The organism is Dyadobacter crusticola DSM 16708 (assembly GCF_000701505.1).
GTDB lineage: Bacteria > Bacteroidota > Bacteroidia > Cytophagales > Spirosomataceae > Dyadobacter > Dyadobacter crusticola.
In genome coordinates this window covers 200,306-225,160 of sequence record NZ_JNJB01000011.1, presented here as the reverse complement: position 1 = coordinate 225,160, position 24,855 = coordinate 200,306, and the positions used below count along the sequence as shown (strand labels likewise).

Sequence of the window (24,855 nt, the reverse complement as noted above, 5' to 3'; positions counted from 1 at the left end):
AAGTGCTGCTAAGAAAAGTAAATGGTTTCCGGTACTATTCCCGGAAACCATTCATGTCGGTCTAGAACTGTACCGAAGGTGCTTTTTCGGAGCCGGCTGTTGCTGTAAAGTAGCCTTTTTGCGAGAAGCCGAAAACGCCCGCAAACAAGTTGGTTGGGAATGTTCTTACTTCCTGATTGTAGTCTTTTACAACCGTGTTAAAGTCATTTCTTGCTACGCCAATCCGGTTCTCTGTGCCTTCAAGCTGTGCCTGTAATTCCAGAAAGTTCTGGTTTGCTTTGAGCTGCGGATATTGTTCAACCGAAACAAGTAACCTGGAAAGTGAGCCGCTTAACTGATCCTGTGCAGCCTGAAACTTGGAAATGTTCTCCGGAGTAAGCTCATCAGCCTGGATCGTTGTCTGGGTTGCTTTGCTACGTGCTTCAATGACGGCAGTTAATGTACCTTTCTCGAACTCAGCAGCTCCTTTTACGGTGCTTACCAGATTTGGTATCAAGTCGGCGCGACGTTGGTACTGGCTTTCTACCTTAGCCCAGGATTCTTTCACTACTTCATCTTTTCCAACAAGCCCGTTATATTTTCCACAGCCGACGAATCCGAGAATTAGAACCACGACTATTACTGCGATTAATCCTTTTGACATTTTAGTATTCGGTTAATAGTTAATGAATAATCAAAGTTGTTCAAAGCTAACAAAATCCGCACCAAAAACTACACAACCGGCTTTTGGGTCAATTTTGACGGATTTTGAGCTTGATAGTGGGTTTTCGTTTCATTGAAATTGTCCCTGGCTTCTCAGTCCTGACCAACTCCTGCCACTTTATTCCATTTACCCCAGGTAACAGAAGGCTCGTAGTCTTTGAGGTTGCTTTCAAAATACATTGCTCCCCAGGTCCAATTGATGTCGAGTGTATTGGCAAGGTATTCGGCACTTGCCTGACGTTCGGATGCGGGCAGGTCGCCTTCTATCTTCAACCTTTTCATAATTGCATTTACAGCGGGATCTTCTGTTTCTCCGTTAATCCATTTCTCAAACACTGTATTCTCATTTGACCAGCGCTTTGCGAACAGGTGCTTTACACCACTTGGCTTGAAAATCCGCGGCCCAAAGCGAAGTAATGTCCAATGAAAGTAGTCCCTTTCCAGCAGATCGCGAAGCAGGTTCTGCTGCTTTTCTGACTCCGGCAATAACCGGATAGTCTGATAAACGTAGCGGGGAGAAAGATTGCCCAGTGCGAGCAACTGAGAAATACCGGAGTCGATCAGGGTGTGAAAACCCGCAGGGTCGCTCAGTGTCTTGAGATATCTGGCAAGTGCTTCAACTGCATTGGCTTGGCTAACCTGCGAAGCTGATCCGGCCTCAGTTTCAAGACTTATTTCTTCGGGACCAATTTGTAAGTCGCTGAGGGCAGGTAACTGACCGGCCTCATATTGGCCAGGCAATTTGACCTTGTCCGGCTCAGGCAATGCATCTTTGACAGACAAGTTGCCTTGCATTTTCTCGGCAAATTCAGCAAAAGAGGACGGGAGCTTTGAAATTGGGAAAGGCAGCTCGGCAGCGTGCACCAAAGTATCGGTCCAGAATAGCTTGATGTCGATATTGAGCAGTTTAAGGTTTTTACTTAAAGAAGACTCAATCCGTGTTTCTTCAGGGCCAATTTCCTTTGTGGTATAAACATAATTTGCTTCAAAACTTTCGGCTATCTCTGCAATGATCTTTTCGGGCTCACCAATCCTAATTAGTAGGTCTCCGCCTTTGGCTCGGATCTTTTTTTGTAAATCAGCTACGCATTCAATCAGCTGCTGCGCTCTTAAAGCACTTGTCCGGCGAAAACCGAGCCGGGTTTTCTCATATTGTCTTGGGTCAAAAACAAAGACGGGGATTATTTCTTCTGAGGAGTTGCAGGCTGTAAATAACGCTTCATTATCCAATAATCGAAGGTCATTTCTAAACCAGTAAACAATGCGCTGCGCCATTTACCTAAACTTAATTGATATGATAAAAATGTGATTGGAAATAATCGGCAAAGATAGGGAGGGTTAAAACAAAATCCCGCTCAGGAACAAGCATGTCCGGAGCGGGATTTATATTGTTTTAATCTGGTTAGTAGCTCAGAATAGTGAATTCGGTCCGCCGGTTTCGCTGGTGTTCTTCTTCTGTTTTTGCATTTGGAACAATCAACTCGCGCTCGCCGTACCCTTTTGCTACCATTCTGTCGGCATCAATTCCCTTCGAATTCAGGTACGCCACTGCTGACTCAGCCCTGTTCTGGGATAATGTCATATTGTAGGCATCCGTAGCACGGGCGTCCGTGTGCGAGCTCAGCTCAATGTTCATACTCGGGTTATCTTTCAAAATCTGAACCAGCTTGTCGAGCTCAATCGCAGCGTCAGGGCGAATATTGTATTTGTTCAAATCGTAATAGATGTTTTCCAAAACGAATGTTTTGTTCAATTCCAGCTTGTCCAGCTTGATGGTCACATTGAAAGTGGTATCTGTCAGTTCTTTCGTCAGGAAAATCGGGGGAATGGAGCGGCCGGTCATTGAAAACGGTTCACGTCTGCTGATATAACCTTTGCGTTCGGCCAGTAATACGTAAGACCTGCCTTCTTCAACAGACTGTTTCCCGAACTTACCATCGCTGCCAGTCGGCAGCTGAGCAATTTGTACATCAGAGGTATCAGGATAAATGTGCACGATTGCAGAGTCCAGTGGGATTGATTCCTGTCCAGCAGTAACTACATTACCGCCAAGGAAATATCTGACCACTTTCGGTTTTCCATTGATATAGTTTGGATTGTTCGGATTCAGCGGATCGTTAGGATCATTGTTTCTGGCAATGGTTGTACTGTCAGGATCTTCGGGTGCAGAGAAATAGTAAATGTCGTCATCACCTTTTCCTCCGTCTCGATTTGAAGAAAAGAAACCTCTGTTCAAACCTTCATAAAACACCAATCCGAAATCGTCCTGCGGACTATTGAATGGAAGCCCCATATTCTCTATTGTTATCACCCCTTGACTACGGGTCGCAGAGAACAAGTCCAATTTACCAAGACCAGGGTGTCCGTCAGACGCAAAGTACAGCTTGCCCCCCTCTGCTACATACGGGAACATATCGTCACCGGCAGTATTAATGTCCCTGCCCATATTTACGGGCTTGCTGAACCGGCCTGATGCGTCCATATTGGTACGGTAAATATCAATGCCGCCTGCGCCGCCAGCTCTGTTCGAAGCGAAGTAAAGTGTTTTCCCGTCGCGCGAGAATGCAGGCGAACCGTCCCAGGCCAGCGAATCATTAATCGGGAGAGGAGCCGGGACAGTCCATTTTCCTTCAACATTGCGACTCATATAAAGGTCCACATCTTTGCTGCTGTTCTTTTTGCCAGTATTACCCCGGGCAAAAACCAACGTTTTTCCATCAGGCGAGAAAGCAGGGGAGGCCTCATTCGCGTCTTCAGCAAGGATTTCCGGACTTAGCAAAACAGGGTTGCCTTGAATCGCCCCGGGATCTTCGGTAATTGATACCTTATATAACCCCAGCATGGGCTGTCCGTTGTTTTTATATATTTTCTCTTTTTTAGATGAAGAAAAAACAAGCTCTCTTCCAAGAACCGTCGGTGAGAATTCAGAACCGGCTGTGTTGAGAGGTATATTCTTTACCTCTACTTCCATTTTCTCAGTTTTGAGCCTGTCGGCAATCCGCAAAATTTCGACTTCCCGCAGTGCTCTATCCTTCAACGCCTGCGAGCCAACAGTGTCTTTGGCGAACGAGGCAAACTGCGCAGACGCTTCACTATACTGACCAGCAGTTTTCAATGCGTATGCATATTGAAACCGGGCATCATTACTTGCCAGACCAGCATCCAGGGCTTGTTTATAAAAAGGGATAGCTTCTTTAAAGCGGTTTGAAAGTCGGTAGGATTCGGCGATATAGTAGCTGGTTTGAACAGGCTCATAATTTTCTTGAGCAGCTTTTTGGAAACCTTTTATCGCTAATTCATATTCTCCGTTGGCGAATTTCTTCTGACCGTCCTTGTAGGCCTGCATCGCCGAATTGCAGCCTGATAAAAGAGCACTAAGTATTACGAGGGTAAAGACACTCCGCAAAAGTTTCATAATGTAAAGTATAAAATCAAACGATTCGACGCGCACACTGGGTTTTTGAAAAACAATACTAATAAAGAACGTTTGGAAATAAAATTCTGGATACAAGTGGAAAAGATTTTTATCTGGATCATATTGAAGTGCTTTGTTGATCAGCAAATGGCTGGACTGAAACGCAATTTTCGAAAAAAGGTAAGTAACGCTTTGCTAATCAGCTATGAAATATTACTTTTGCAGTCCGATTTTTCGGGAAAACTGTTTACATAACAATAGGTCGGATTGCTAATCTGATCAAAATCAATTTGTTAAATGCCAACTATTTCACAATTAGTCCGTAAAGGTAGAGAGACCATTACATGGAAATCAAAGTCGCCGGCTTTGGATTCATGCCCTCAGCGTAGGGGTGTGTGCACCAGGGTGTACACTACAACGCCAAAGAAGCCGAACTCCGCACTTCGTAAGGTAGCTCGTGTTCGTCTTTCCAACAACAAAGAGGTGAATGCCTACATCCCGGGTGAAGGCCACAACCTGCAAGAGCACTCGATCGTATTGATCCGCGGTGGTCGTGTAAAGGACTTGCCAGGTGTTCGTTACCACATTATCCGTGGTGCGTTGGATACTGCTGGTGTAAATGGACGTAAACAACGTCGTTCTAAGTACGGTGCTAAGCGTCCGAAACCAGGACAGGTTGCAGCAGCGCCAACAAAAGGTAAGAAAAAATAAAAAGTAACTCTCTCTGCTTTTATTAAATAATTAAGTTGATAAAAGGGAAGTAATCTGCGCCTTGCGTGGGTGAATAAGTTGCAAAACGAAACCTCGTGTAAAAAACATTAAGACAAAATGAGAAAGTCGAAACCAAAGAAAAGATATATCCTTCCTGATCCTAAGTTCAGGGATGTTCAGGTAACTAAGTTTGTGAACAACCTGATGTACGAAGGAAAGAAGAGCATTGCATTTACCATTTTCTACGACGCATTGGAGTTGGTTGAGAAAAAGACCAGCGAAAATGGCCTTGAGACTTGGAAGAAGGCATTGAATAATGTTACGCCTTCAGTTGAGGTAAAAAGCCGCCGCGTTGGTGGAGCAACGTTCCAGGTTCCAACGGAAGTTCGTCCTGAGCGTAAGCAGTCTCTTGGTATGAAATGGTTGATCAACTACTCCCGCAAGCGTGGAGAAAAAACAATGGTTGACCGTTTGGCGGGAGAAATCATTGCTGCTGCAAAAGGTGAAGGTGCTGCTGTGAAGAAGAAAGACGACACGCACCGTATGGCGGATGCGAACAAGGCGTTCTCACACTTCCGTTTCTAAGGAAACAAAATATAATGCAATCGGGAGCCCGGCTAATCCAGGCTCCCGATTTTTTGTATAAATTTTTGAAAAATAACTTTCCCTCAATTGGATTTATAATCAACAATTTATACTTTTGCGCTCTGAATTTTAGGAAGCAACGAGTTTCTCTTTCTCTAAAAAGTTCAAGTTCTTCGAATTGAGTTGCACATCGAATAAAATATAACACATCACCATCTGTCATGGCACGTGATCTAAGATTAACAAGAAACATTGGTATTGCTGCGCACATTGATGCCGGTAAGACAACAACAACTGAGCGTATCCTGTACTATGCAGGGGTAAGCCACAAAATTGGAGAAGTACACGATGGTGCTGCTACAATGGACTGGATGGAGCAGGAGCAGGAGCGTGGTATCACCATTACTTCGGCCGCTACAACAGTTAACTGGAACTATCGTAATGAAAAATATCATATCAACATCATCGATACGCCGGGACACGTTGACTTTACCGTTGAGGTAAACCGTTCTTTGCGTGTATTAGATGGTTTGGTTTTCCTTTTCAGTGCAGTTGATGGTGTTGAGCCTCAATCTGAAACTAACTGGCGTCTTGCCAACAACTATAATGTAGCACGTATCGGTTTCGTAAATAAAATGGACCGTTCAGGCGCAGACTTCTTGAAGGTTTGTACGCAGGTAAAAGAAATGTTGGGCAGCTACGCTGTACCTCTTCAATTGCCGATTGGTGCAGAAGATTCATTCAAAGGTGTAGTTGACCTGGTTAACTTCCGCGGTATCGAATGGAACGAAGCTGATAAAGGAATGACCTTTACCGAGGTACCTATTCCTGACGATATGCTGGAAGAAGCGACTGAGTGGAGAGAGAAATTGCTTGAAGCAGTTGCTGAGTTCGATGAGACTTTGATGGAAAAATACTTCGAAGATCCTAACTCCATTACAGAAGACGAGATTCTTGCAGCTCTTCGCGCAGCGACGATCAGCATGAAGATTGTTCCTATGGTTTGTGGTTCTTCTTTCAAAAACAAAGGTGTTCAAACGATGCTTGATTATGTGATGGCTATTTTGCCCTCACCTCTTGATCGCGAGAGCATTGTCGGTACAGATCCGCGTACCGGAGATGAAATTAGCCGTCAGCCATCTGAAAAAGATCCTTTCTGTGCACTTGCATTTAAAATTGCTACTGACCCTTACGTAGGTCGTCTTTGCTTTATTAGATCTTACTCTGGTATCCTTGATTCAGGTTCGTATATATTGAACAACCGTTCAGGAAATAAGGAGCGTATCTCGCGTATCTTCCAAATGCACGCTAACAAGCAAAATCAGATTGATAGACTTGAAGCGGGGGATATCGGTGCTGTTGTAGGCTTTAAGGATATCAAAACGGGAGATACATTGTCTGATGAAAAGAACCCAATCGTTCTTGAATCAATGGTATTCCCTGAGCCTGTAATTGGTTATGCAATCGAGCCCAAGAAAGCTGCTGATAGTGATAACTTCTCTAAGGCTATTACTAAGTTGATCGAAGAAGATCCTACGTTGCAAGTTGAGAGTAACGAAGAGACTGGTCAGACGATCATCAAAGGAATGGGTGAGCTTCACCTTGAAATCATCATCGACCGTATGCGTCGTGAGTTCAAAGTAGAAGTAAATCAAGGTGCACCTCAGGTTGCTTACAAGGAGATTCTTACCAAGAAATTCGAGCACCGCGAAGTTTACAAGAAACAAACAGGTGGTCGTGGTAAATTTGCCGATATCGTATTTGAAATCGGACCACGTGATGATAATGAGGAAGGAAAAGAGCCGAAAGTGGGTCTTCAATTTGTAAATGAAGTTGTGGGTGGAGCTATCCCTCGTGAATTCATTGCTCCGGTTCAAAAAGGATTTGAAGCAGCAATGGTTAACGGAGCTTTGGCTGGTTACCCATTGGATTCGATGAAAGTGCGTTTGTTCCACGGATCATTCCACGATGTCGATTCAGATGCGCTGTCTTTTGAATTAGCTGCTAAGATCGGCTTCAAAGAAGCTGCGCGTCATGCAGGTTCAAAATTGATGGAGCCTATCATGCATGTGGAAGTACTTACACCTGACGAGTACACAGGACCGATCACTGGTGATCTTAACCGTCGCCGTGGTATCATGAGAGGAATGGATTCACGTAATGGAGCACAAGTTATCAAAGCTGATGTGCCTCTTTCTGAATTGTTCGGTTATGTTACTGATCTTCGTACAATGTCATCTGGCCGTGCCACTGCATCATTGACATTCGCTTACTATGAGATTGTTCCTAACAACATTGCAGAGGCTGTCATTGAAAAGGCAAAAGGTTTAGTTAAAGCATAAATAAAATGATCCGTTATCTGCTGATGTAGATAACGGATCATTTTTATATAGAAGCTTGCGAAGTAAATGGTTCTTTCGCTTGTGGATTGTCGGAACTTGTTCCGTTCAAATATTCTCAGAACCGGAAATAATAAAATACAATGAATCAAAAAATCCGTATTAAACTTCGCTCATTCGACCATAATCTGGTTGATAAGTCAGCTGAGAAAATTGTCAAAGCTGTAAAAGCAACTGGCGCTATCGTTAGCGGACCAATTCCTTTGCCAACGAAAACTGAGAAATTCACAGTTCTCCGGTCTCCACACGTTAACAAGAAGTCACGTGAACAATTCCAGCTTTGTACTTACAAGCGTTTGGTGGACATTTTCTCTACAAGTGCAAAAACAGTTGACGCGTTAATGAAGCTTGAATTGCCAAGTGGTGTTGACGTAGAGATTAAAGTATAGTAAAGGGGCTTATTTAGTTAAGCCAAGACATAAATTGGGTGAAGGTCCGTTTCCGGAAACCACATCTGAGCTCACGAAAGCAGTCGAATGCTGTTGCGGTTTTGCACAATTCGGCGGTGATCAAAATTCGAGGTCAGATGGTTCAAATCATCTGACCTTTTTTGCTGATTATCAGCGAGAAATATTTTTTAACTGCATTGGATACTACGAATTGATTTCCTACCTTTGCAGTCCGTTTTAAAGAATAAGGGGTATTACCTGCTAAATTTAAATTTCAAACATGTCTGGTTTAATTGGTAAGAAAATCGGGATGACCAGTTTGTACAATGCTGACGGGCAGGCTCTGGCATGTACTGTGATCCAAGCTGGTCCTTGTGTTGTTACACAAGTTAGGTCCGAGGAAAAGGATGGTTATAGAGCCATTCAATTAGGTTTTGGTGAGAAGAAAGAAAAGAATTCTTCCAGGCCTTTGATTGGCCATTTCAAAAAAGCCAATACAACTCCCAAGCAAAAATTGGTTGAGTTTAAGGAATTTGAAGTGGAGCATGAATTAGGAACTTCATTGTCCGTTCAGGATATTTTTGAAGAAGGTGAGTTCGTTGACGTTGTTGGCTCTGCCAAGGGACGCGGCTTTCAGGGTGTTGTAAAACGTCACGGTTTTGGTGGTGTGGGTGGTCAAACTCACGGTCAGCATAACAGAGCGCGTCACCCAGGTTCGATTGGTGCCTGTTCTTTTCCGTCGCGTGTATTTAAAGGTATTCGCATGGGTGGACGTATGGGTAACAATCGTGTAAAGATTCAGAATTTAAGAATTCTGAAAGTGATACCTGAGCAAAACATTTTAGTTGTTAGTGGCTCAGTACCGGGTTCAAAGAATTCATTTCTAATCATTGAGAAATAGTACCAATGGAACTGTCCGTATTAAATATAAAAGGAGAAGATACCGGCAAGAAGGTAAGTGTGTCAGAAGATATTTTCGGCATCGAACCTAACACGCACGCGATCTATCTCGACGTAAAGCTTTACCTGGCAAATCAGCGTCAGGGAACGCACAAATCAAAAGAACGTGCAGAAGTAAATCATTCTACACGTAAGATCAAACGTCAAAAGGGTACAGGTGGTGCACGTGCTGGTAGCATTAAGTCTCCTGTATTTGTAGGCGGTGGACGTATTTTCGGTCCTCGTCCTCGTGACTATGGTTTTAAATTGAATAAGAAAGTCAAAGTACTAGCTCGCAAGTCGGCGTTTTCTGCCAAAGCTCAGTCTGATGCGATATCTGTTCTGGAAGCATTTACATTTGATGCGCCAAAAACAAAATCTTATCTGAATGTTTTGACCTCACTTTCCTTAGTGAACACGAAAACTTTGTTGATTCTGCCATCAATTGACAGCAATGTTTATCTGTCAAGCCGTAACATTCCAAAAGCGAAAGTTACAACTGTGGACGCAGTCAATACTTATGACCTGATGTATGCAGACCGACTTTTAATAAGTGAATCTGCTTTGTCTATTTTGGAAACCCAATTGAACAAATAACAATGAGTGTACTGAAACGTCCGATTATAACCGAAAAGGTAACGGCTCAGGGTGGTCAAGGAAAATATGCTTTTGAAGTATCTCTTTCTTCTAACAAAGTTGAGATTAAGAAAGCTATTGAGAAGCTGTTCGGGGTTACCGTAGAAAGCGTTCACACCATGCGTAGCATTGGTAAAAGTAAGTCCCGCACATCGGGAGGGAAATTTGTTAGTGGAAAAACGTCGACTATCAAGAAGGCTATCATTACGGTGGCTGAAGGAGAGATCATCGATATATACGGTGAGGCATAAGCCTGGTTGAACGACTTAAATCTTGACGAGTAATAGCAAATGGCAGTTAAAAAATTAAAACCGACAAGTGCTGGTCAGCGTTTTCGCTCAGCTCCTACTTTCGAGGAGATAACAACAGCGAAACCTGAAAAGAGTCTTCTGGAAACGATCAAAAGAACAGGTGGTCGTAATAGTCAGGGACACATGACCATGCGATATATAGGTGGTGGTCACAAAAGAAAGTATCGTGTAATCGATTTCAAAAGAAATAGATTCGATGCGCCGGCTACCGTACTTACAATTGAATACGATCCAAACCGTTCGGCGCGTATTGCCTTGATCCAGTTTGAAGATCAGGAGAAAAGATACATTATCGCTCCTAATGGATTGAAAGTAGGGCAAGTTCTTGTTTCTGGTAGTTCAGTTGCTCCAGAGGTTGGAAATGCACTTCCTCTAAGTGCAATGCCGATTGGTACGATTGTTCACAATATAGAGCTTACTCCAGGTAAGGGTGGACAATTTGCAAGAAGTGCTGGTGCTTATGCACAGTTGGTTGCAAGAGAGGGCAAGTATGCCGTTCTCAAAATGCCTTCTGGTGAGATGAGAATGATCCTGTCCACTTGTATAGCTACGGTTGGAACAGTTTCTAATGCAAGTCACATGAATGTGGCACTTGGGAAAGCTGGTCGCCGCAGATGGTTAGGTCGCCGTCCACGTGTTAGAGGGGTTGCAATGAACCCAGTTGATCACCCAATGGGTGGTGGTGAAGGCCGTTCTTCTGGAGGTCAGCCTCGGTCTAGAAATGGTCAGTTTGCGAAAGGTCTTAAGACTCGTGATCGCAACAAGCACTCTGAGAAATTGATTATCAGCCGTCGTAAAAAATAATAGAATAACATGGCACGCTCATTAAAAAAAGGACCATATATCGACTTCCGTCTGGAGAATAAAGTTCAGGTTATGAACAATTCTTCGCGTAAGTCAGTAATTAAAACCTGGTCACGACGCTCAATGATATCGCCCGATTTTATCGGACATACATTTGCAGTACATAACGGAAATAAGTTTATCCCTGTTTATGTTACTGAAAACATGGTAGGTCACAAGCTGGGAGAGTTTTCTCCGACGCGTAATTTCCGTGGTCACACTGCAAAAAAAGATAAAGGAAGAAAATAAATAGTCGACGATAGCTAGTCCCAAATGGACGAGCCTATATCTAAAGAACATGGAAGCAAGAGCTATATTAAGAGACGTGCCTACTTCTCCTCGCAAGATGAGACTAGTGGCCGACATGATTCGCGGACAAAAGGTCAGCAAAGCGTTGGCGTTATTAAAGTTTCAACCGAGAGCGTCTTCTCCTGTTTTGCATAAAGTTTTGTTATCAGCTGTTGCTAACTGGCAGCAATTGAACGAAGATGCTAAACTTGAGGATTCAGATCTGATTGTTAAAACCGTATTTATCGACGGCGGACGTATGTTGAAGCGTTTACGCCCTGCTCCGCAAGGTAGAGCGCACAGAATTCGTAAGCGTTCAAACCATATTACCATCGTGATTGACGACGCTTCGGTTTCGGCATCAGGTGCAGATAAAGAAGAAGTAATCACCGAATCATAAGTAAACGATCTATATCGAATGGGACAAAAGGTTAATCCTATAGGTCTGAGACTAGGAATTGTTAGAGGATGGGAGTCAAGCTGGTATGGAGGAAAAGACTTCTCTGACAAATTAGTTGAGGATGAGAAAATCCGTAACTACATCAAGGCACGTATCCCAAAAGGGTCGATATCGAAAGTAGTTATTGAGCGTACATTGAAACGTATCACGCTTACTATTCATACTGCCCGTCCGGGTATTGTTATTGGTAAAGGTGGTAGCGAAGTTGATAAAATTAAAGAAGAGCTTAAGAAGATTACAGGGAAAGATGTCCAAATCAACATCTATGAAATCAAACGTCCTGAAATCGATGCGAAGTTGGTTGGTGAAGCCATCGCGCAACAATTGCAGGCTCGTATTTCTTACCGCCGTGCAATGAAGCAGTCAATAGCTTCGGCAATGCGGGTAGGAACACAAGGAATTAAGATTCGCCTTGCTGGTCGTCTGGGTGGTGCCGAAATGGCACGTACAGAGGAATACAAAGAGGGTAGAATTCCGCTGCATACTTTAAGAGCTGATATAGATTACGCTATTTCAGAAGCACAAACCATTTATGGAAAGATCGGAATTAAAGTCTGGATCTTTAAGGGTGAGTTATACGGGAAGCGTGACTTAACTCCAAGTGCTGCAACAGCAGCTTCTGACAGAGCTGACCGCAGTGCGTCTGGCGGCAATGATCGTGGCGGGAACGACCGTGGCGGACGTGGTGACAGAAGGGGCGGCAGAGGAAATGACGGGGCTCCTCGTGGCGAAGGTAGTGGCGGTAGTGATGCTGATCGTCGTAAGAGAAGCAATAATAACAACAAGAACAAGAAGAAGTAATCAGGCATTTCCGGTTAAGCCGGTTCAAATAGATTAATCATGTTACAGCCGAAAAGGACAAAATTTCGCAAGCAACAGAAAGGAAAGGGTTCATACAACGGTTTAGCGACACGTGGACATGAAATCGCTTTTGGTTCGTTTGCTATTAAGGCTCTTGAACCAGGTTGGTTGACTGCACGTCAGATAGAAGCTGCTCGTATCTCAGTTACACGTGCAATGAAACGTGAAGGCCAGGTTTGGATCCGTATTTTCCCTGATAAACCTATTACAAAGAAGCCTGCTGAGGTTCGTATGGGTAAGGGTAAAGGTGCTCCGGAGTATTGGGTAGCTCCTGTTAAGCCAGGAACAATCATATTCGAGGCGACTGGCGTTGCGCTGGATACTGCCAACGAAGCATTGCGTTTGGCTGCACAAAAGTTGCCAATCAAAACCAAGTTCGTGGTACGTCGGGATTACCAAGAATAGGAAAAGGGTCCCGAACGGAATCAGAACGTTAATCATTTAAAGCAATGACTAGTAAAGAAATAAAGGATCTGTCGCAAGATCAGCTTAAAGAGCAGATCGCCCAAGAGAGAGAGCGCTTACTTCGATTGAAATTTGCTCATGCAATTTCACCTATCGAAAACCCTTTGCGTATTCGCGCCTCACGTAAGGAAATTGCAAGACTCTTGACAGAGCTGTCGGCTAAATCTAACCAGCAGTAAATCAGATTGAAATTATGGAGGCAACAGAAAGAAATTTACGTAAAGAAAGAATAGGTAAAGTGGTGAGTAACAAAATGGAGAAATCCTGCGTGATCACTGTTGAACGTAAGGTTAAGCACGCCAAGTATGGTAAGTTCATGACCAAAACGACTAAGTTGATGGTTCATGATGAGACAAACGAGGTTGGAATAGGCGACACGATTCGGGTAATGGAAACTCGTCCGCTGAGCAAGAACAAGCGTTGGAGATTAGTAGAAATCCTTGAAAAAGCTAAGTAATAATGGTACAGCAAGAATCAAGACTGTCAGTAGCAGATAACAGTGGAGCTAAGGAAGTACTCGTAATTCGTGTACTTGGAGGAACTGGAAAGCGCTATGCTTCGGTAGGGGATAAGATCGTAGTTACGGTTAAGTCGGCTCTATCTTCAAGCAACATGAAAAAAGGAACGGTTTCAAAAGCCGTAGTTGTTCGTACCAAGAAGGAGGTACGTCGCAAGGATGGAACTTATATCCGCTTTGAGGATAACGCAGCAGTTTTATTGAACAACAATGACGAGCCTCGCGGTAGCCGCATATTTGGTCCAGTTGCACGTGAGTTGCGTGAGAAGCAGTTCATGAAAATTGTGTCACTTGCACCAGAAGTGCTATAAGAAATAAGGTATTTCTTTAAACTATTAAGAGAATACGTCAATGGAAATTAAAGATAAAAAGGCACCAGCAAAATTGCATATCCGTAAAGGCGATACCGTGAAAGTAATTTCAGGTAATGCTAAGGGAGAAACAGGTGTGATCAAGAAAGTACTGGTTGAAAAGCAAAGAGCTACAGTGGAGGGCGTTAACATGATTACAAAGCATGTTAAACCTAATGCTCAGAATCCACAAGGTAGTATCGAAAAGAAAGAAGGTGCTATTCACATCAGTAACCTCATGGTTGTGGATCCAAAGACAGGAGAAGCAACTAGGACAGGCCGTAAGGTTAATGAGGGAGGTAAATTACAGCGCTTTTCAAAAAAGACCGGTAATTTGTTGTAACCGGCATTAGCGTTTCTAGTTTAGTAGCAAAGCAAGTGGGTCGGTAATCCACGTAACTAATTTGAAAATGGCACAGCCAAGATTGAAAGAGAAGTACACAAGCGAAGTCGTTTCGCAGTTGAAAGAGAAGTTCCAATATAAGTCGAGTATGCAAGTACCTCGCTTGACAAAGATCGTGATCAACAAAGGTATCGGAGCTGCTGTGGCAGACAAAAAACTAGTTGATACAGGAGTTGAGGAACTAAGCCTGATAACAGGACAGAGAGCAGTAGCAACAATTTCTAAAAAGGCGGTTTCAAATTTCAAACTGAGAGAGAACATGCCAATTGGTGCAAAGGTCACTCTTCGTGGAGATCGTATGTACGAGTTTTTAGACCGGTTGACTACAATTGCAATGCCCAGGGTTCGCGATTTCAAAGGGATCAGCGATAAGGGTTTTGACGGAAGAGGAAATTACACGTTTGGTGTTAAGGAGCAGATTATCTTCCCTGAGATCAGCATCGAAAAGGTGAACAAGATCACTGGTATGGATATAACGTTTGTTACTTCCACCAACTCTGATGAAGAGAGTTATGAATTGTTGAAAGCGTTAGGAATGCCTTTTACTAACGCCAGCAAATAATATAATATTTAATACAAGATTTATTTACCGACAATGGCAAAAGAATCAGTAAAAGCGAGAGAAAGAAAAAGACAGGCGCTGGTAGAAAGATATGCTGAGAAGCGTACAAAGCTGAAGGCCGCTGGCGATTGGGTTGGTTTGGATAAGCTGCCGCGTAACTCTTCTCCGGTTCGTCTACACAACCGATGCAAAATCACAGGGAGACCGAGAGGATATATGCGTAAATTCGGGATTTCAAGAGTTCTATTCCGGGATATGGCTTCTGATGGAAAAATTCCGGGAGTTACTAAATCAAGTTGGTAAGAATACTTTCAATTCTGATTTCAATTACTTAACTTTGCACTCCCGTTTAAAAAGGGGTGTTTAAACTTGGCATAAAAATGTTAACGGATCCCATAGCAGACTATCTGACGAGACTCAGAAACGCTATCAAAGCGAAGCACCGGGTTGTTGAGATACCTGCATCCAACATAAAAAAAGAGATTACAAAAGTACTTTTTGATAAAGGGTACATCCAAAGCTATAAGTTTGACGAGGTTGGACCTCAGGGAACGATTAAAATCGCTTTGAAGTATAATCCTGTCACAAAGCAATCTGCAATTGTTAAATTGGAGAGGGTAAGTAAGCCTGGTTTGAGGAAATACTCAGGTTCATCAACATTGCCGCGCGTTTTGGGTGGATTAGGAACTGTAATAATTTCAACATCTAAGGGTGTAATGACCGATAAGGAAGCGAAGACCCTTAATGTAGGTGGCGAAGTATTGTGTTTCGTGTATTAATATTTTAAAGATATTCAGGAAATGTCACGGATAGGAAATAAAGTTATCGTTTTGCCAGCTGGAATTTCAGTTGCGGTTGGTGAGGATAATGTCGTGTCGGTTAAAGGCCCCAAAGGGACACTTTCTCAGACTGTAGATAGCGATATTACTGTTGCTGTTGAAGGTGATGAGTTAACTGTAAAGCGCCCGACTGAGCAAAAACGTCACAAAGCATTGCATGGTTTGTATCGTTCATTGATTAACAACATGGTAATCGGCGTTGGTGAGGGGTATAAAAAGGAATTGGAGATTATCGGAGTTGGTTATAAAGCTAGTTCAGCTAACAATGTTTTGGAGTTGCAGTTAGGATATTCCCACAACATTTTTATGGCTATCCCTACCGAGATTAAGCTCACTACAACGTCGGAGAAAGGACAGAATCCTAAGGTGATTTTAGAAGGTATCGATAAGGAGTTGATCGGTTCGGTAGCTGCTAAGATCAAATCGCTTAGGAAAGTTGAGCCTTACAAAGGTAAGGGTATTCGTTTTGTTGGTGAGATTGTACGTCGTAAGGCTGGTAAGTCTGCTTCTAAGAAGTAATTCGTTGCCACAGAATAATGTTATAAACAAAGTTAGATAAGATTACAATGGCTAACGCAAAAACAGATAGAAGACAACGCCTCAAGCTCCATATTCGTAAGAGAGTCAAAGGTAGTACGGAACGTCCGAGGTTGTCGGTTTTCCGTTCAAATACGAGTATTTATGCACAGATTATTGACGATATTAATGGAGTTACGTTGGCTAGCGCGTCGTCAGTAGATTTGGGTGGAAGAAAGGAGAACTCTAATGTGGAGATAGCTCTTCAAGTTGGAAAGAAGATAGCCGAGAAGGCTCAGGAAGCAGGTATTCAGGCGGTAGTTTTTGATCGTAACGGATATTTGTACCATGGAAAAGTAAAAGCATTGGCCGAAGGAGCCCGTGAGGGTGGCCTGAAATTCTAAGTATAACAAAGACTATGTCTATAAATACAAGACCTTCGAAGGTTAATGAGTCCGATTTGAAAGAGCGCGTTGTTGCCATCAATCGGGTAGCAAAAGTAGTAAAGGGCGGTCGTCGCTTCAGTTTTTCAGCCATTGTTGTAGTTGGAGATGGTAATGGTGTTGTTGGTTATGGATTAGGGAAAGCCAATGAAGTGACCGACGCAATTGCTAAGGGAATTGATGATGCAAAAAAGAACCTGATTCAAGTTCCAATGCTGAAACATACTGTACCTCACGAAATGGAGGGTAAGTTTAGTGGCGGTTTCGTTTTGATTAAGCCAGCTGCGCCAGGTACTGGTGTACTAGCAGGCGGCCCAATGAGAGCTGTTCTTGAGAGTGCAGGAATTAAAGATGTACTTGCTAAGTCCAAGGGCTCATCAAATCCTCACAATGTAATTAAGGCGACAATTGATGCTCTTTTGAAAATGAGAGCTCCTCATCAGGTTGCTTTTCAACGTAGTGTGAAGCTGGAAAAAGTATTTAACGGATAATCTTAGGATTTCCTATATCTGAGAGTAATCATGTCAAAAGTACGTATTACACAAGTAAAAAGCACAATTGATCGTCCGGAGCGTCAGAAGCTTACCATCAAGGCTCTTGGTCTAGGTAAATTGAACAGGTCGGTTGAGAAGGAGAATAGCGATGCTATTGCGGGGATGATTCGCAAAGTAAGCCATTTGGTTAAAGTTGAGGAAATTTAATATATACGAATTGTATGAATCTTAGTTCGTTAAAACCAGCTGCGGGATCTGTTAAAGTTGGAAAGCGGGTTGGGCGTGGTCAGGGATCCGGCAAAGGCGGAACCTCTGCACGTGGACATAAAGGGGCACAATCCAGATCAGGATACAGCCGTAAGTTAGGCTTTGAAGGTGGACAAATGCCGCTTCAAAGACGTTTGCCTAAATTTGGCTTTCATAATATTAATAGGACCGAATACAAAGCTCTTAATTTGGATGCGATCCAGGCATTAGCGGAGAGAATCGGTGTTAGCGTTATAACTCCCGAGGTAATTATCGAAAATGGTTTGTGTGCGAAAAAGGATCTCGTTAAGATTCTTAGTAGAGGAGAGTTGTCAGCTGCTGTTGAGATTCATGCTCATGGGTTCTCCGCGACTGCGCTTGAAGCGATTGAGAAAGCAGGCGGTAAGGCGATCAAGTTGTAATTACGCTGTTCGGTGATTTGACAGTTGCTCAGGATAGCTAATGTAGACCCACAAAATGAAACGATTTTTAGAGACTATTAAGCATATATTTGCAATTGAGGAGTTGAGAACACGTATTCTCAACACTCTTTTGTTTATAACAATTTTCCGTCTGGGGTCCTACGTCGCATTGCCAGGTGTTGAACCTGATCAGATGAATGTATCCTCGCAAGGATTGTTGGGCCTTTTAGATACTTTTTTAGGTGGGGCTTTTAGCAAGGCTTCCATTTTTGCATTAGGTATCATGCCTTACATTTCTGCTTCCATCGCCATTCAGCTTTTGACAATGGCTTTGCCTTATTTTCAGAAGATGCAGAAAGAAGGTGAGTCAGGGAGGAAGAAGCTAAACCAAATCACCCGGGTTTTAACGATCGTTGTTACCCTTGTTCAAGGAACCGCATATCTTAACACAACGGTGCCTGATGAGGCGCTGTTAGTGAGTCGCAGCTTATTTTCAATCTCTTCTGTTTTTGTACTAACTGCCGGTACCATGTTTTGTATGTGGTTGGGCGAGAGAATCACTGATAAGGGCATTGGGAATGGGATCTCGATGCTAATTATGATTGGTATTGTTTCGAGGTTCCCTGGTGCAATTTATAAAGAGTTTGTTTCTAGGGGAAGTGGCCAGATTTTGCTTTTCGTACTTGAAATAGTTGCATTGTATTTTGTGATTATGGGTGCGGTTATGTTAACACAGGCTGTTCGAAGAATACCTATTCAATATGCCAAGCAGGTTGTGGGTAATAGGGTAATGGGCGGCCAGCGTCAATATCTTCCTTTGAAACTCAACGCTGCTGGAGTTATGCCGATCATTTTTGCTCAGGCGTTGATGTTTATCCCATCTTTAGGTGCTTCCTATTTTGCTGAGAAAAGCGACTTTGCCAGTAACATCGCTACTATTTTTGCAAATTATACCACGTGGCAGTATAACTTGTTGTTCGCATTTTTGATCATAGTATTTACTTTTTTCTATACGGCCATTTCTGTCAATCCACAACAGATTGCAGACGATATGAAAAGAGGTGGCGGTTTCATTCCCGGTGTTAAGCCTGGTCAGCAAACGTCAGAATATATTAGCTCGATTTTAGATAGGATTACTTTCCCTGGTTCAATCATGTTAGCAATTGTCGCAACATTGCCGGCATTTGCGAGTTTGCTGGGTGTGTCTACGGATTTTGCGCACTTCTTTGGCGGGACCTCGCTTCTCATTATGGTTGGAGTCGTTCTCGATACACTACAGCAAGTGGAGAGTTATTTGTTGATGCGCCGTTATGAGGGTTTGATGAAGTCCGGAAGAGTAAAAGGTAGAACGGAGAGCGTTGCTATCTAGAAGAGAATGATTTATTTGAAGACAGAGGAAGAAATTGACCTTATCAAAGAGAGTGCCCAAGTTCTGGGAAAAGCTCATGCAGAAGTAGCGGCCTGGGTTAAACCGGGAGTTGCAACTAAAAAGCTTGACGCGATTGCAGAGGAGTATATTAGATCGTATGGAGGAATACCTTCTTTTAAGGGATTCAATAATTTCCCTGCCTCACTTTGTATTTCTGTGAATGAGGTTGTAGTCCACGGATTTCCTAGTGGATATGTGTTGAAGGATGGGGATATCATCTCTGTGGACTGTGGAGTTAAGTTGAGAGGATACCATAGTGATAGTGCATACACATACCCGGTTGGAGAAGTATCTAAAGAAATAATGGATCTCTTAACAGCTACAAAAAAGTCTCTTTACAGAGGGATAGAGCAGGCTGTTGATGGACTAAGAATGGGCGACATTGGTTACGCAATCCAATCTTACGTTGAAGATAGAGGGTACTCAGTGGTGCGTGAATTAGTTGGCCACGGGGTGGGTAGAGAGCTTCATGAGAGTCCGGAGGTACCAAACTACGGTAAAAGAGGCAAAGGTGTGAAATTGCGAGAGGGAATGGTGCTGGCAATTGAACCTATGATAAATCTTGGTACAAAATCAGTGTTGCAAGAACGGGATGGCTGGACTATCCGAACAACGGATCGCAAATATTCGGCGCATTTTGAACATACGGTAGTGGTAAGGAAGGGTAAAGCAGAGATTCTAACGACATTCGATTACATAGAGAAAGTGACGGCCAACACCAGCCTAATGGTAGAAGTAAAGTAATAAACGCTACGAATGGCAAAACAAGCATCAATCGAACAAGACGGAGTTATTCTCGAAGCATTGTCAAACGCAATGTTTCGTGTTGTATTAGAAAACAAGCATGAAGTGATTGCTCATATTTCAGGAAAAATGAGAATGCACTATATCAAGATATTACCGGGAGACCGTGTAAAATTAGAAATGTCTCCTTATGACCTCTCGAAGGCGAGAATCACCTATCGGTACAAGTAAGGAGTCGATCACCTCAAATTAACACTTAAGTATACTCAGATGAAAGTCAAAGCATCAGTTAAGAAGCGCAGCGAGGACTGCAAGGTTATACGCCGGAAGGGTAAGGTATATGTAATTAATAAGAAGAACCCACGGTATAAACAAAGACAAGGTTAATCATATGGCACGTATTTCAGGAGTTGATATTCCCGACCGTAAAAGAGGCGAAATCTCGTTAACGTACATTTTTGGAATTGGTCGCAGTTCTGCGAAGAAAATTCTAGATAAGGCGGGAGTGGATTTGAATAAGAAAGTTATAGACTGGACAGACGACGAGTCTGGTGCGATTCGTGCGGTTATAGCCGGAGAATATAAAGTAGAGGGTGCACTTAAGTCTGAGGTTCAACTGAGCATCAAACGCTTGATGGACATTGCTTGTTACAGAGGACTTCGTCATCGTAAGGGATTGCCACTTCGCGGACAAAGAACGAAGAACAATTCTCGTACTCGTAAGGGTAAGCGTAAGACAATCGCTAACAAGAAAAAGGCTACTAAATAAACAATGAGCGGTGGCGCAGCCACACTTATTTCCCTTGAGCAATGGCACAAAATAAAAGAAAAGATAAAGCAAAAAAGAGAGTTGTTGTTGTTGAGTCTGTTGGTCAGGTTCACATCAAAGCCTCCTTCAATAATATAATTATCTCCATTACCAATAGTAATGGTCAGGTTATATCCTGGGGTTCCGCAGGTAAAATGGGATTCCGTGGATCAAAAAAGAACACTCCTTATGCTGCACAAACAGCAGCTCAGAGCGCAGCGCAAGTTGCGTTTGATTTAGGAATGCGCAAGGCAGAGGTTTTTGTCAAAGGACCTGGATCAGGACGTGAATCAGCGATCCGTACTATCCAGAATGCCGGAATCGAGGTAACAACAATCCGCGATATCACTCCGCTGCCTCACAACGGCTGCCGCCCTCCAAAACGTCGTAGAGTCTAGTCAAATATCCATTCGTAATTTGGACACTGGGGTTACAGAATGGTTTTAATTTAATAGTTAAACAAATAAGTTTTTAATGGCACGTTATACAGGTCCCAAATCGAAGATTGCGAGACGTTACGGAGAACCAATTTTAGGTCCAAGTAAGGCACTTGCTAAGAAAAATTACCCTCCTGGAATTCATGGTAAGGGTCGCCGCTCCAAGAAGTCGGAGTATGCTTTGCAATTAATGGAAAAGCAAAAGGTAAAATTCATCTACGGTATTCTTGAAAGACAATTCCGTAATTTGTTCGAGAAGGCTTCCGTAAAAGAAGGTATTACTGGTGAAAACCTATTGAAATACTGCGAAGCACGTCTTGATAACACAGTTTACCGCCTCGGAATAGCTCCAACTAGAAGAGCTGCCAGACAATTGGTATCTCACAAACATATTCTGGTTGATGGTGAGATCGTAAATATTCCTTCATATTCTCTTCGTCCAGGACAAGTAGTTACTGTTCGTGAAAAGTCCAAATCACTTGAAGCAGTGACTGACAGCCTTGCTGGTCATAGCTCACGTGGATTCAACTGGCTTGAATGGGATGGACAACAACTTTCGGGTAAGTTTGTAACCTTCCCTGAGCGTGAACAAATTCCTGAAAACATCAATGAGCAGCTCATAGTCGAGTTGTACTCTAAGTAATAATCTTCATAAATTCAGTACTTTCTCCGTTGCGCGGGGGAAGTACTTTTTAGCCGTTAACGGCAATTTTGCGATCGCAAAGGTAACGGTAGCGTGATCAACTATCATTTACTACTATAAAAGGAGCAAAGACTATGTCAATATTAGCTTTCCAAATGCCTGATAAGGTCGTCATGGAAAAAGCAGACGACTTTCACGGGTTGTTTGAGTTTAAGCCTTTAGAGAAAGGATACGGCGTGACCATCGGTAATGCGTTGCGTAGAATACTTCTTTCATCTTTGGAAGGTTACGCCATCACGAGTGTGAAGTTCCCTGGCGTGCTTCACGAATTCTCTTCCATCGAAGGTATTGTTGAGGATGTTACAGAAATCATCCTGAACCTGAAAATGGTTCGCTTTAAAAAAGTTTCTGACTTGAATGAGAGTAGGATAGTAGTAAATCTAAAGAATGTATCTGCCATTACAGCAGGGGACATTGGCAAATTTACAAACGCATTTGAAGTTCTGAATCCAGACCAGGTGATTTGTCACATTGACGATCAGAAAGAGTTTGAGATGGAGCTTTTACTAGATAAAGGCAGAGGATATGTTCCAGCAGATGAGCCACGCGCGAATGAATTGCCATTTGGCTATATCGCTGTGGACTCTATTTACACACCGATAAAGAATGTAAAATACAGTGTTGAAAATACACGTGTTGAGCAGCGAACGGACTATGAGCGTCTTCTAATAGATATTCAAACTGATGGTTCAATTCACCCGGAGGATGCTCTGAAAGGTGCAGCGAACATTCTTATTCAGCATTTCATGCTGTTCTCAGATCAAACAATGACGTTTGAGAAGCAGAAAGCGGAAGAAGATAATCAGGTTGATGAGGAAATGTTGCGCATGAGAAAGCTTTTGAAAACTTCCCTATCCGAGCTGGATCTTTCTGTTCGTGCATATAACTGTTTGAAATCTGCCGATGTTAAATCATTGGGCGATTTAGTAAGGCTTGAAATTTCTGATATGATGAAGTTTCGTAATTTTGGAAAGAAATCCCTGACGGAGTTGGAGCAGCTTGTTGCTGACAAACAACTGACTTTCGGAATGGACGTTGCCAAATATCGCCTGGAAGAGGATTGATAATTATTCCATTCATAAGTATGTATTCTGTAGCGCGCTAGTCGCAGCTCGAAGCAACTAAACAACAAAACAATGAGACACGGTAAAAAGGACAATCACTTAGGAAGAACAGCATCTCACCGCAAGGCGATGTTGTCGAACATGGCTTCCTCTTTGATTCTCCACAAAAGAATTGAGACCACATTGGCGAAAGCGAAAGAACTGCGTAAGTATGTAGAGCCTTTGCTGACCCGTGCAAAAGAAGATTCAACTCACAACAGGAGGATTGTATTTTCTTATTTGAACGACAAAGCTTCTACAAAAGAGCTTTTCGGTGCTGTATCTGACAAGATTGCATCTCGTCCAGGTGGTTATACCCGTATTATTAAATTAGGAAACAGACTTGGTGATGCTGCCGAGACAGCTCTGATCGAGCTGGTTGATTTCAACGATGCATTGTTGCTTGCAAATGCTGATAAACCAGCTAAAACTCGTCGTAGCAGAAGAGGCGGTGGTAAGAAAGAAGTTGTTGCTGAAGCAAGTGCTGCCCCTATCAAGAAAGAGGATCATCCAGTGGTAGAAGAGTCGGCACCAGCTGCTGATGAAACTCCGAAGAATGTAGAAACATCCGAAGGTGCTGATAAAGAGTAGATTTGGAATGTAATTGAAATATTGAAAGGGTTAAACGTTTAAGTTTAACCCTTTTTTATGCACAAAAAGCTGTATTTTTGCAGCGATTTTGAGAATAAAAGTTTGGTAGTCAGAAGAAAATCGATAAAAACCATATATGAATCAAAAACAGGAAGCTCTGTTGTTGCTTGAAGACGGAACAGCATACAAAGGTCTAGCTTTGGGAATACGTGGAACTACAGGTGGAGAAATCTGCTTTAATACCGGCATGACTGGTTATCAGGAAATCTATACGGACCCCTCGTATTATGGACAGATCATCGTCAACACCAACTCGCATATAGGTAATTATGGTGTGCAGTTGAATGATGAAGAAGAATCGGGCTCAGTTAAAATCCGTGGGATGGTTTGTAATACTTTCTCCGCAATTTATTCCAGAGATACTGCCGACTTCTCGCTTCAGGAATATTTTGAGCGGTCTAAGATTGTAGGGATCAGCAATGTAGATACAAGGCACCTGGTGAGGCACGTACGTGAAAAGGGTGTAATGAATGCAATTATTTCTTCTGAAATCCTCGATGAAGCCCTGCTCATGGAGGAACTAGGGAAAATTCCTTCCATGAATGGACTAGAACTGTCGTCAGAAGTTACTACTACCCAGCCATACTTTGTTGGCGAGGAGACCGGCAGCAAGTGGCGGATAGCAGTCATTGATTACGGCATTAAGAAGAGTATTCTGTCAAATCTTACTTCAAGAGGTTGCTACTGTAAAGTATTTCCTGCAAAAACACCGTTTGAAGAGGTAATGGAGTGGAATCCAGATGGATTTTTCATCTCAAACGGACCTGGTGACCCGGCTGCAATGTTATACGCCGTAGAGAGTGTGAACCAGATGATTAAAACAGCTAAGCCACTTTTTGGTATCTGCCTGGGGCATCAATTGCTGGCGCTTTCAAGTGGAATCACCACATATAAAATGCACCACGGGCATAGGGGCTTAAATCATCCGGTGAAGAATTTGATTACCGGTCTATGCGAAATAACTTCTCAAAATCACGGATTCGCCGTGAACCCTGATGAAATCCAGAGCCACCCTGATATCGAGATCACGCACATCAACCTGAATGATAACACCATTGAAGGGATTAGAAGAAAGGACTATCCGGCGTTTTCGGTACAGTATCACCCAGAAGCTTCACCTGGTCCACACGATTCGAGATACCTGTTTGACGAGTTTGTTAAACTGTTAAGCGCAAGTTGATCAA

At 42.9% G+C, this 24,855-nt stretch carries 37 protein-coding genes; 34 read left to right on the top strand and 3 right to left on the bottom strand.

What is annotated here, in order from left to right:
* Positions 1-61 precede the first annotated feature (61 nt).
* The 3 genes from Q369_RS0115755 to Q369_RS0115745 all read right to left on the bottom strand — a co-directional run bounded on the left by Q369_RS0115755 (position 62) and on the right by Q369_RS0115745 (position 4,117).
* Entirely contained in the window at positions 62-643 is a 582-nt protein-coding gene (locus Q369_RS0115755) for a LemA family protein (protein WP_031528758.1), read from the bottom strand.
* A gap of 152 nt (positions 644-795) precedes the next feature.
* A complete protein-coding gene (locus tag Q369_RS0115750; RefSeq protein WP_031528757.1) occupies positions 796-1,977 on the bottom strand; it encodes a deoxyribodipyrimidine photo-lyase in 1,182 nt (393 codons plus the stop codon).
* 127 nt (positions 1,978-2,104) lie between these two features.
* Positions 2,105-4,117 (bottom strand): CHU_0125 family OmpA-like outer membrane integrity protein, encoded by a 2,013-nt coding sequence (locus Q369_RS0115745; protein ID WP_031528756.1) that lies wholly within the window; start codon positions 4,115-4,117, stop codon positions 2,105-2,107.
* Positions 4,118-4,414: 297 nt separating this feature from the next.
* On the opposite strand from Q369_RS0115745, the gene rpsL reads away from it, so the two are divergent.
* The 34 genes from rpsL (at position 4,415) to carA (ending at position 24,851) form a co-directional block, all read left to right on the top strand.
* Positions 4,415-4,828 (top strand): 30S ribosomal protein S12, encoded by a 414-nt coding sequence (gene rpsL, locus Q369_RS0115735; protein WP_026631225.1) that lies wholly within the window; start codon positions 4,415-4,417, stop codon positions 4,826-4,828.
* 117 nt (positions 4,829-4,945) lie between these two features.
* Positions 4,946-5,413 carry a 30S ribosomal protein S7 gene (gene rpsG, locus Q369_RS0115730; RefSeq protein ID WP_019941733.1) on the top strand — a complete coding sequence of 156 codons (468 nt, stop codon included), beginning with the start codon at positions 4,946-4,948 and terminating at the stop codon, positions 5,411-5,413.
* Positions 5,414-5,634: 221 nt separating this feature from the next.
* Positions 5,635-7,755: an elongation factor G gene (fusA, locus tag Q369_RS0115725; protein WP_031528755.1), complete on the top strand. Its 2,121-nt coding sequence runs from the start codon at positions 5,635-5,637 to the stop codon at positions 7,753-7,755.
* Between the two features lie 140 nt (positions 7,756-7,895).
* The gene (gene rpsJ, locus Q369_RS0115720) at positions 7,896-8,201 is read left to right on the top strand and encodes a 30S ribosomal protein S10 (RefSeq protein WP_026631228.1); all 306 of its coding nucleotides are present in this window, start codon (positions 7,896-7,898) and stop codon (positions 8,199-8,201) included.
* 280 nt (positions 8,202-8,481) lie between these two features.
* Complete coding sequence (rplC, locus tag Q369_RS0115710) at positions 8,482-9,102, top strand: 50S ribosomal protein L3 (protein WP_031528753.1); 621 nt, start codon at positions 8,482-8,484, stop codon at positions 9,100-9,102.
* A 5-nt stretch (positions 9,103-9,107) separates the two neighbouring features.
* On the top strand, positions 9,108-9,737 hold the full coding sequence (gene rplD, locus Q369_RS0115705) for a 50S ribosomal protein L4 (RefSeq protein WP_031528752.1): 630 nt from the start codon (positions 9,108-9,110) through the stop codon (positions 9,735-9,737).
* Positions 9,738-9,739: 2 nt separating this feature from the next.
* The gene (gene rplW / locus Q369_RS0115700) at positions 9,740-10,027 is read left to right on the top strand and encodes a 50S ribosomal protein L23 (protein WP_031528751.1); all 288 of its coding nucleotides are present in this window, start codon (positions 9,740-9,742) and stop codon (positions 10,025-10,027) included.
* A 39-nt stretch (positions 10,028-10,066) separates the two neighbouring features.
* Positions 10,067-10,891 (top strand): 50S ribosomal protein L2, encoded by an 825-nt coding sequence (gene rplB, locus Q369_RS0115695; protein ID WP_031528750.1) that lies wholly within the window; start codon positions 10,067-10,069, stop codon positions 10,889-10,891.
* Between the two features lie 9 nt (positions 10,892-10,900).
* Positions 10,901-11,179, top strand: coding sequence for a 30S ribosomal protein S19 (gene rpsS, locus Q369_RS0115690; RefSeq protein WP_031528749.1), 279 nt, complete (start codon positions 10,901-10,903; stop codon positions 11,177-11,179).
* Between the two features lie 49 nt (positions 11,180-11,228).
* On the top strand, positions 11,229-11,618 hold the full coding sequence (gene rplV, locus Q369_RS0115685; protein ID WP_031528748.1) for a 50S ribosomal protein L22: 390 nt from the start codon (positions 11,229-11,231) through the stop codon (positions 11,616-11,618).
* Between the two features lie 18 nt (positions 11,619-11,636).
* Complete coding sequence (gene rpsC, locus Q369_RS0115680; RefSeq protein ID WP_031528747.1) at positions 11,637-12,479, top strand: 30S ribosomal protein S3; 843 nt, start codon at positions 11,637-11,639, stop codon at positions 12,477-12,479.
* Between the two features lie 39 nt (positions 12,480-12,518).
* The gene (rplP, locus tag Q369_RS0115675; RefSeq protein ID WP_031528746.1) at positions 12,519-12,944 is read left to right on the top strand and encodes a 50S ribosomal protein L16; all 426 of its coding nucleotides are present in this window, start codon (positions 12,519-12,521) and stop codon (positions 12,942-12,944) included.
* A gap of 44 nt (positions 12,945-12,988) precedes the next feature.
* Entirely contained in the window at positions 12,989-13,183 is a 195-nt protein-coding gene (rpmC, locus tag Q369_RS0115670; protein WP_031528745.1) for a 50S ribosomal protein L29, read from the top strand.
* Between the two features lie 14 nt (positions 13,184-13,197).
* The gene (rpsQ, locus tag Q369_RS0115665) at positions 13,198-13,461 is read left to right on the top strand and encodes a 30S ribosomal protein S17 (protein WP_031528744.1); all 264 of its coding nucleotides are present in this window, start codon (positions 13,198-13,200) and stop codon (positions 13,459-13,461) included.
* Between the two features lie 2 nt (positions 13,462-13,463).
* Positions 13,464-13,832: a 50S ribosomal protein L14 gene (gene rplN, locus Q369_RS0115660; protein WP_015813798.1), complete on the top strand. Its 369-nt coding sequence runs from the start codon at positions 13,464-13,466 to the stop codon at positions 13,830-13,832.
* 40 nt (positions 13,833-13,872) lie between these two features.
* Entirely contained in the window at positions 13,873-14,214 is a 342-nt protein-coding gene (rplX, locus tag Q369_RS0115655; protein ID WP_031528743.1) for a 50S ribosomal protein L24, read from the top strand.
* A 67-nt stretch (positions 14,215-14,281) separates the two neighbouring features.
* Positions 14,282-14,836 (top strand): 50S ribosomal protein L5, encoded by a 555-nt coding sequence (gene rplE / locus Q369_RS0115650; RefSeq protein ID WP_031528742.1) that lies wholly within the window; start codon positions 14,282-14,284, stop codon positions 14,834-14,836.
* 33 nt (positions 14,837-14,869) lie between these two features.
* On the top strand, positions 14,870-15,139 hold the full coding sequence (rpsN, locus tag Q369_RS0115645; protein ID WP_031528741.1) for a 30S ribosomal protein S14: 270 nt from the start codon (positions 14,870-14,872) through the stop codon (positions 15,137-15,139).
* Between the two features lie 77 nt (positions 15,140-15,216).
* Positions 15,217-15,615, top strand: a complete 399-nt coding sequence (gene rpsH / locus Q369_RS0115640; RefSeq protein ID WP_031528740.1) for a 30S ribosomal protein S8 — start codon at positions 15,217-15,219, stop codon at positions 15,613-15,615.
* Positions 15,616-15,636: 21 nt separating this feature from the next.
* Complete coding sequence (rplF, locus tag Q369_RS0115635; RefSeq protein ID WP_031528739.1) at positions 15,637-16,194, top strand: 50S ribosomal protein L6; 558 nt, start codon at positions 15,637-15,639, stop codon at positions 16,192-16,194.
* Positions 16,195-16,241: 47 nt separating this feature from the next.
* Positions 16,242-16,595 carry a 50S ribosomal protein L18 gene (gene rplR, locus Q369_RS0115630; protein ID WP_031528738.1) on the top strand — a complete coding sequence of 118 codons (354 nt, stop codon included), beginning with the start codon at positions 16,242-16,244 and terminating at the stop codon, positions 16,593-16,595.
* A 14-nt stretch (positions 16,596-16,609) separates the two neighbouring features.
* Positions 16,610-17,125, top strand: a complete 516-nt coding sequence (gene rpsE, locus Q369_RS0115625; RefSeq protein WP_031528737.1) for a 30S ribosomal protein S5 — start codon at positions 16,610-16,612, stop codon at positions 17,123-17,125.
* Positions 17,126-17,155: 30 nt separating this feature from the next.
* Complete coding sequence (gene rpmD / locus Q369_RS0115620; protein ID WP_031528736.1) at positions 17,156-17,335, top strand: 50S ribosomal protein L30; 180 nt, start codon at positions 17,156-17,158, stop codon at positions 17,333-17,335.
* A gap of 14 nt (positions 17,336-17,349) precedes the next feature.
* Positions 17,350-17,796 (top strand): 50S ribosomal protein L15, encoded by a 447-nt coding sequence (gene rplO / locus Q369_RS0115615; protein ID WP_031528735.1) that lies wholly within the window; start codon positions 17,350-17,352, stop codon positions 17,794-17,796.
* Positions 17,797-17,851: 55 nt separating this feature from the next.
* The gene (gene secY / locus Q369_RS0115610; protein WP_031528734.1) at positions 17,852-19,165 is read left to right on the top strand and encodes a preprotein translocase subunit SecY; all 1,314 of its coding nucleotides are present in this window, start codon (positions 17,852-17,854) and stop codon (positions 19,163-19,165) included.
* A 6-nt stretch (positions 19,166-19,171) separates the two neighbouring features.
* Positions 19,172-19,969, top strand: coding sequence for a type I methionyl aminopeptidase (map, locus tag Q369_RS0115605; protein WP_031528733.1), 798 nt, complete (start codon positions 19,172-19,174; stop codon positions 19,967-19,969).
* A gap of 12 nt (positions 19,970-19,981) precedes the next feature.
* Positions 19,982-20,200, top strand: a complete 219-nt coding sequence (gene infA, locus Q369_RS28770; protein WP_015813810.1) for a translation initiation factor IF-1 — start codon at positions 19,982-19,984, stop codon at positions 20,198-20,200.
* A 39-nt stretch (positions 20,201-20,239) separates the two neighbouring features.
* On the top strand, positions 20,240-20,356 hold the full coding sequence (ykgO, locus tag Q369_RS28765) for a type B 50S ribosomal protein L36 (protein ID WP_015813811.1): 117 nt from the start codon (positions 20,240-20,242) through the stop codon (positions 20,354-20,356).
* Positions 20,357-20,360: 4 nt separating this feature from the next.
* On the top strand, positions 20,361-20,738 hold the full coding sequence (rpsM, locus tag Q369_RS0115600) for a 30S ribosomal protein S13 (protein ID WP_031528732.1): 378 nt from the start codon (positions 20,361-20,363) through the stop codon (positions 20,736-20,738).
* A 41-nt stretch (positions 20,739-20,779) separates the two neighbouring features.
* On the top strand, positions 20,780-21,175 hold the full coding sequence (gene rpsK / locus Q369_RS0115595; protein WP_031528731.1) for a 30S ribosomal protein S11: 396 nt from the start codon (positions 20,780-20,782) through the stop codon (positions 21,173-21,175).
* Between the two features lie 76 nt (positions 21,176-21,251).
* Positions 21,252-21,857 (top strand): 30S ribosomal protein S4, encoded by a 606-nt coding sequence (gene rpsD, locus Q369_RS0115590; protein WP_031528730.1) that lies wholly within the window; start codon positions 21,252-21,254, stop codon positions 21,855-21,857.
* 134 nt (positions 21,858-21,991) lie between these two features.
* Positions 21,992-22,981, top strand: a complete 990-nt coding sequence (locus tag Q369_RS0115585; RefSeq protein ID WP_031528729.1) for a DNA-directed RNA polymerase subunit alpha — start codon at positions 21,992-21,994, stop codon at positions 22,979-22,981.
* A 72-nt stretch (positions 22,982-23,053) separates the two neighbouring features.
* The gene (gene rplQ / locus Q369_RS0115580) at positions 23,054-23,611 is read left to right on the top strand and encodes a 50S ribosomal protein L17 (RefSeq protein ID WP_031528728.1); all 558 of its coding nucleotides are present in this window, start codon (positions 23,054-23,056) and stop codon (positions 23,609-23,611) included.
* 136 nt (positions 23,612-23,747) lie between these two features.
* Entirely contained in the window at positions 23,748-24,851 is a 1,104-nt protein-coding gene (gene carA / locus Q369_RS0115575; RefSeq protein WP_031528727.1) for a glutamine-hydrolyzing carbamoyl-phosphate synthase small subunit, read from the top strand.
* Positions 24,852-24,855: the final 4 nt, after the last annotated feature.

Coding starts and splice junctions, on each gene's coding strand:
- Q369_RS0115755 (WP_031528758.1), bottom strand. CDS start 643: ATGTCAAAAGGATTAATCGCAGTAATAGTCGTGGTTCTAATTCTCGGA.
- Q369_RS0115750 (WP_031528757.1), bottom strand. CDS start 1,977: ATGGCGCAGCGCATTGTTTACTGGTTTAGAAATGACCTTCGATTATTG.
- Q369_RS0115745 (WP_031528756.1), bottom strand. CDS start 4,117: ATGAAACTTTTGCGGAGTGTCTTTACCCTCGTAATACTTAGTGCTCTT.
- rpsL (WP_026631225.1), top strand. CDS start 4,415: ATGCCAACTATTTCACAATTAGTCCGTAAAGGTAGAGAGACCATTACA.
- rpsG (WP_019941733.1), top strand. CDS start 4,946: ATGAGAAAGTCGAAACCAAAGAAAAGATATATCCTTCCTGATCCTAAG.
- fusA (WP_031528755.1), top strand. CDS start 5,635: ATGGCACGTGATCTAAGATTAACAAGAAACATTGGTATTGCTGCGCAC.
- rpsJ (WP_026631228.1), top strand. CDS start 7,896: ATGAATCAAAAAATCCGTATTAAACTTCGCTCATTCGACCATAATCTG.
- rplC (WP_031528753.1), top strand. CDS start 8,482: ATGTCTGGTTTAATTGGTAAGAAAATCGGGATGACCAGTTTGTACAAT.
- rplD (WP_031528752.1), top strand. CDS start 9,108: ATGGAACTGTCCGTATTAAATATAAAAGGAGAAGATACCGGCAAGAAG.
- rplW (WP_031528751.1), top strand. CDS start 9,740: ATGAGTGTACTGAAACGTCCGATTATAACCGAAAAGGTAACGGCTCAG.
- rplB (WP_031528750.1), top strand. CDS start 10,067: ATGGCAGTTAAAAAATTAAAACCGACAAGTGCTGGTCAGCGTTTTCGC.
- rpsS (WP_031528749.1), top strand. CDS start 10,901: ATGGCACGCTCATTAAAAAAAGGACCATATATCGACTTCCGTCTGGAG.
- rplV (WP_031528748.1), top strand. CDS start 11,229: ATGGAAGCAAGAGCTATATTAAGAGACGTGCCTACTTCTCCTCGCAAG.
- rpsC (WP_031528747.1), top strand. CDS start 11,637: ATGGGACAAAAGGTTAATCCTATAGGTCTGAGACTAGGAATTGTTAGA.
- rplP (WP_031528746.1), top strand. CDS start 12,519: ATGTTACAGCCGAAAAGGACAAAATTTCGCAAGCAACAGAAAGGAAAG.
- rpmC (WP_031528745.1), top strand. CDS start 12,989: ATGACTAGTAAAGAAATAAAGGATCTGTCGCAAGATCAGCTTAAAGAG.
- rpsQ (WP_031528744.1), top strand. CDS start 13,198: ATGGAGGCAACAGAAAGAAATTTACGTAAAGAAAGAATAGGTAAAGTG.
- rplN (WP_015813798.1), top strand. CDS start 13,464: ATGGTACAGCAAGAATCAAGACTGTCAGTAGCAGATAACAGTGGAGCT.
- rplX (WP_031528743.1), top strand. CDS start 13,873: ATGGAAATTAAAGATAAAAAGGCACCAGCAAAATTGCATATCCGTAAA.
- rplE (WP_031528742.1), top strand. CDS start 14,282: ATGGCACAGCCAAGATTGAAAGAGAAGTACACAAGCGAAGTCGTTTCG.
- rpsN (WP_031528741.1), top strand. CDS start 14,870: ATGGCAAAAGAATCAGTAAAAGCGAGAGAAAGAAAAAGACAGGCGCTG.
- rpsH (WP_031528740.1), top strand. CDS start 15,217: ATGTTAACGGATCCCATAGCAGACTATCTGACGAGACTCAGAAACGCT.
- rplF (WP_031528739.1), top strand. CDS start 15,637: ATGTCACGGATAGGAAATAAAGTTATCGTTTTGCCAGCTGGAATTTCA.
- rplR (WP_031528738.1), top strand. CDS start 16,242: ATGGCTAACGCAAAAACAGATAGAAGACAACGCCTCAAGCTCCATATT.
- rpsE (WP_031528737.1), top strand. CDS start 16,610: ATGTCTATAAATACAAGACCTTCGAAGGTTAATGAGTCCGATTTGAAA.
- rpmD (WP_031528736.1), top strand. CDS start 17,156: ATGTCAAAAGTACGTATTACACAAGTAAAAAGCACAATTGATCGTCCG.
- rplO (WP_031528735.1), top strand. CDS start 17,350: ATGAATCTTAGTTCGTTAAAACCAGCTGCGGGATCTGTTAAAGTTGGA.
- secY (WP_031528734.1), top strand. CDS start 17,852: ATGAAACGATTTTTAGAGACTATTAAGCATATATTTGCAATTGAGGAG.
- map (WP_031528733.1), top strand. CDS start 19,172: ATGATTTATTTGAAGACAGAGGAAGAAATTGACCTTATCAAAGAGAGT.
- infA (WP_015813810.1), top strand. CDS start 19,982: ATGGCAAAACAAGCATCAATCGAACAAGACGGAGTTATTCTCGAAGCA.
- ykgO (WP_015813811.1), top strand. CDS start 20,240: ATGAAAGTCAAAGCATCAGTTAAGAAGCGCAGCGAGGACTGCAAGGTT.
- rpsM (WP_031528732.1), top strand. CDS start 20,361: ATGGCACGTATTTCAGGAGTTGATATTCCCGACCGTAAAAGAGGCGAA.
- rpsK (WP_031528731.1), top strand. CDS start 20,780: ATGGCACAAAATAAAAGAAAAGATAAAGCAAAAAAGAGAGTTGTTGTT.
- rpsD (WP_031528730.1), top strand. CDS start 21,252: ATGGCACGTTATACAGGTCCCAAATCGAAGATTGCGAGACGTTACGGA.
- Q369_RS0115585 (WP_031528729.1), top strand. CDS start 21,992: ATGTCAATATTAGCTTTCCAAATGCCTGATAAGGTCGTCATGGAAAAA.
- rplQ (WP_031528728.1), top strand. CDS start 23,054: ATGAGACACGGTAAAAAGGACAATCACTTAGGAAGAACAGCATCTCAC.
- carA (WP_031528727.1), top strand. CDS start 23,748: ATGAATCAAAAACAGGAAGCTCTGTTGTTGCTTGAAGACGGAACAGCA.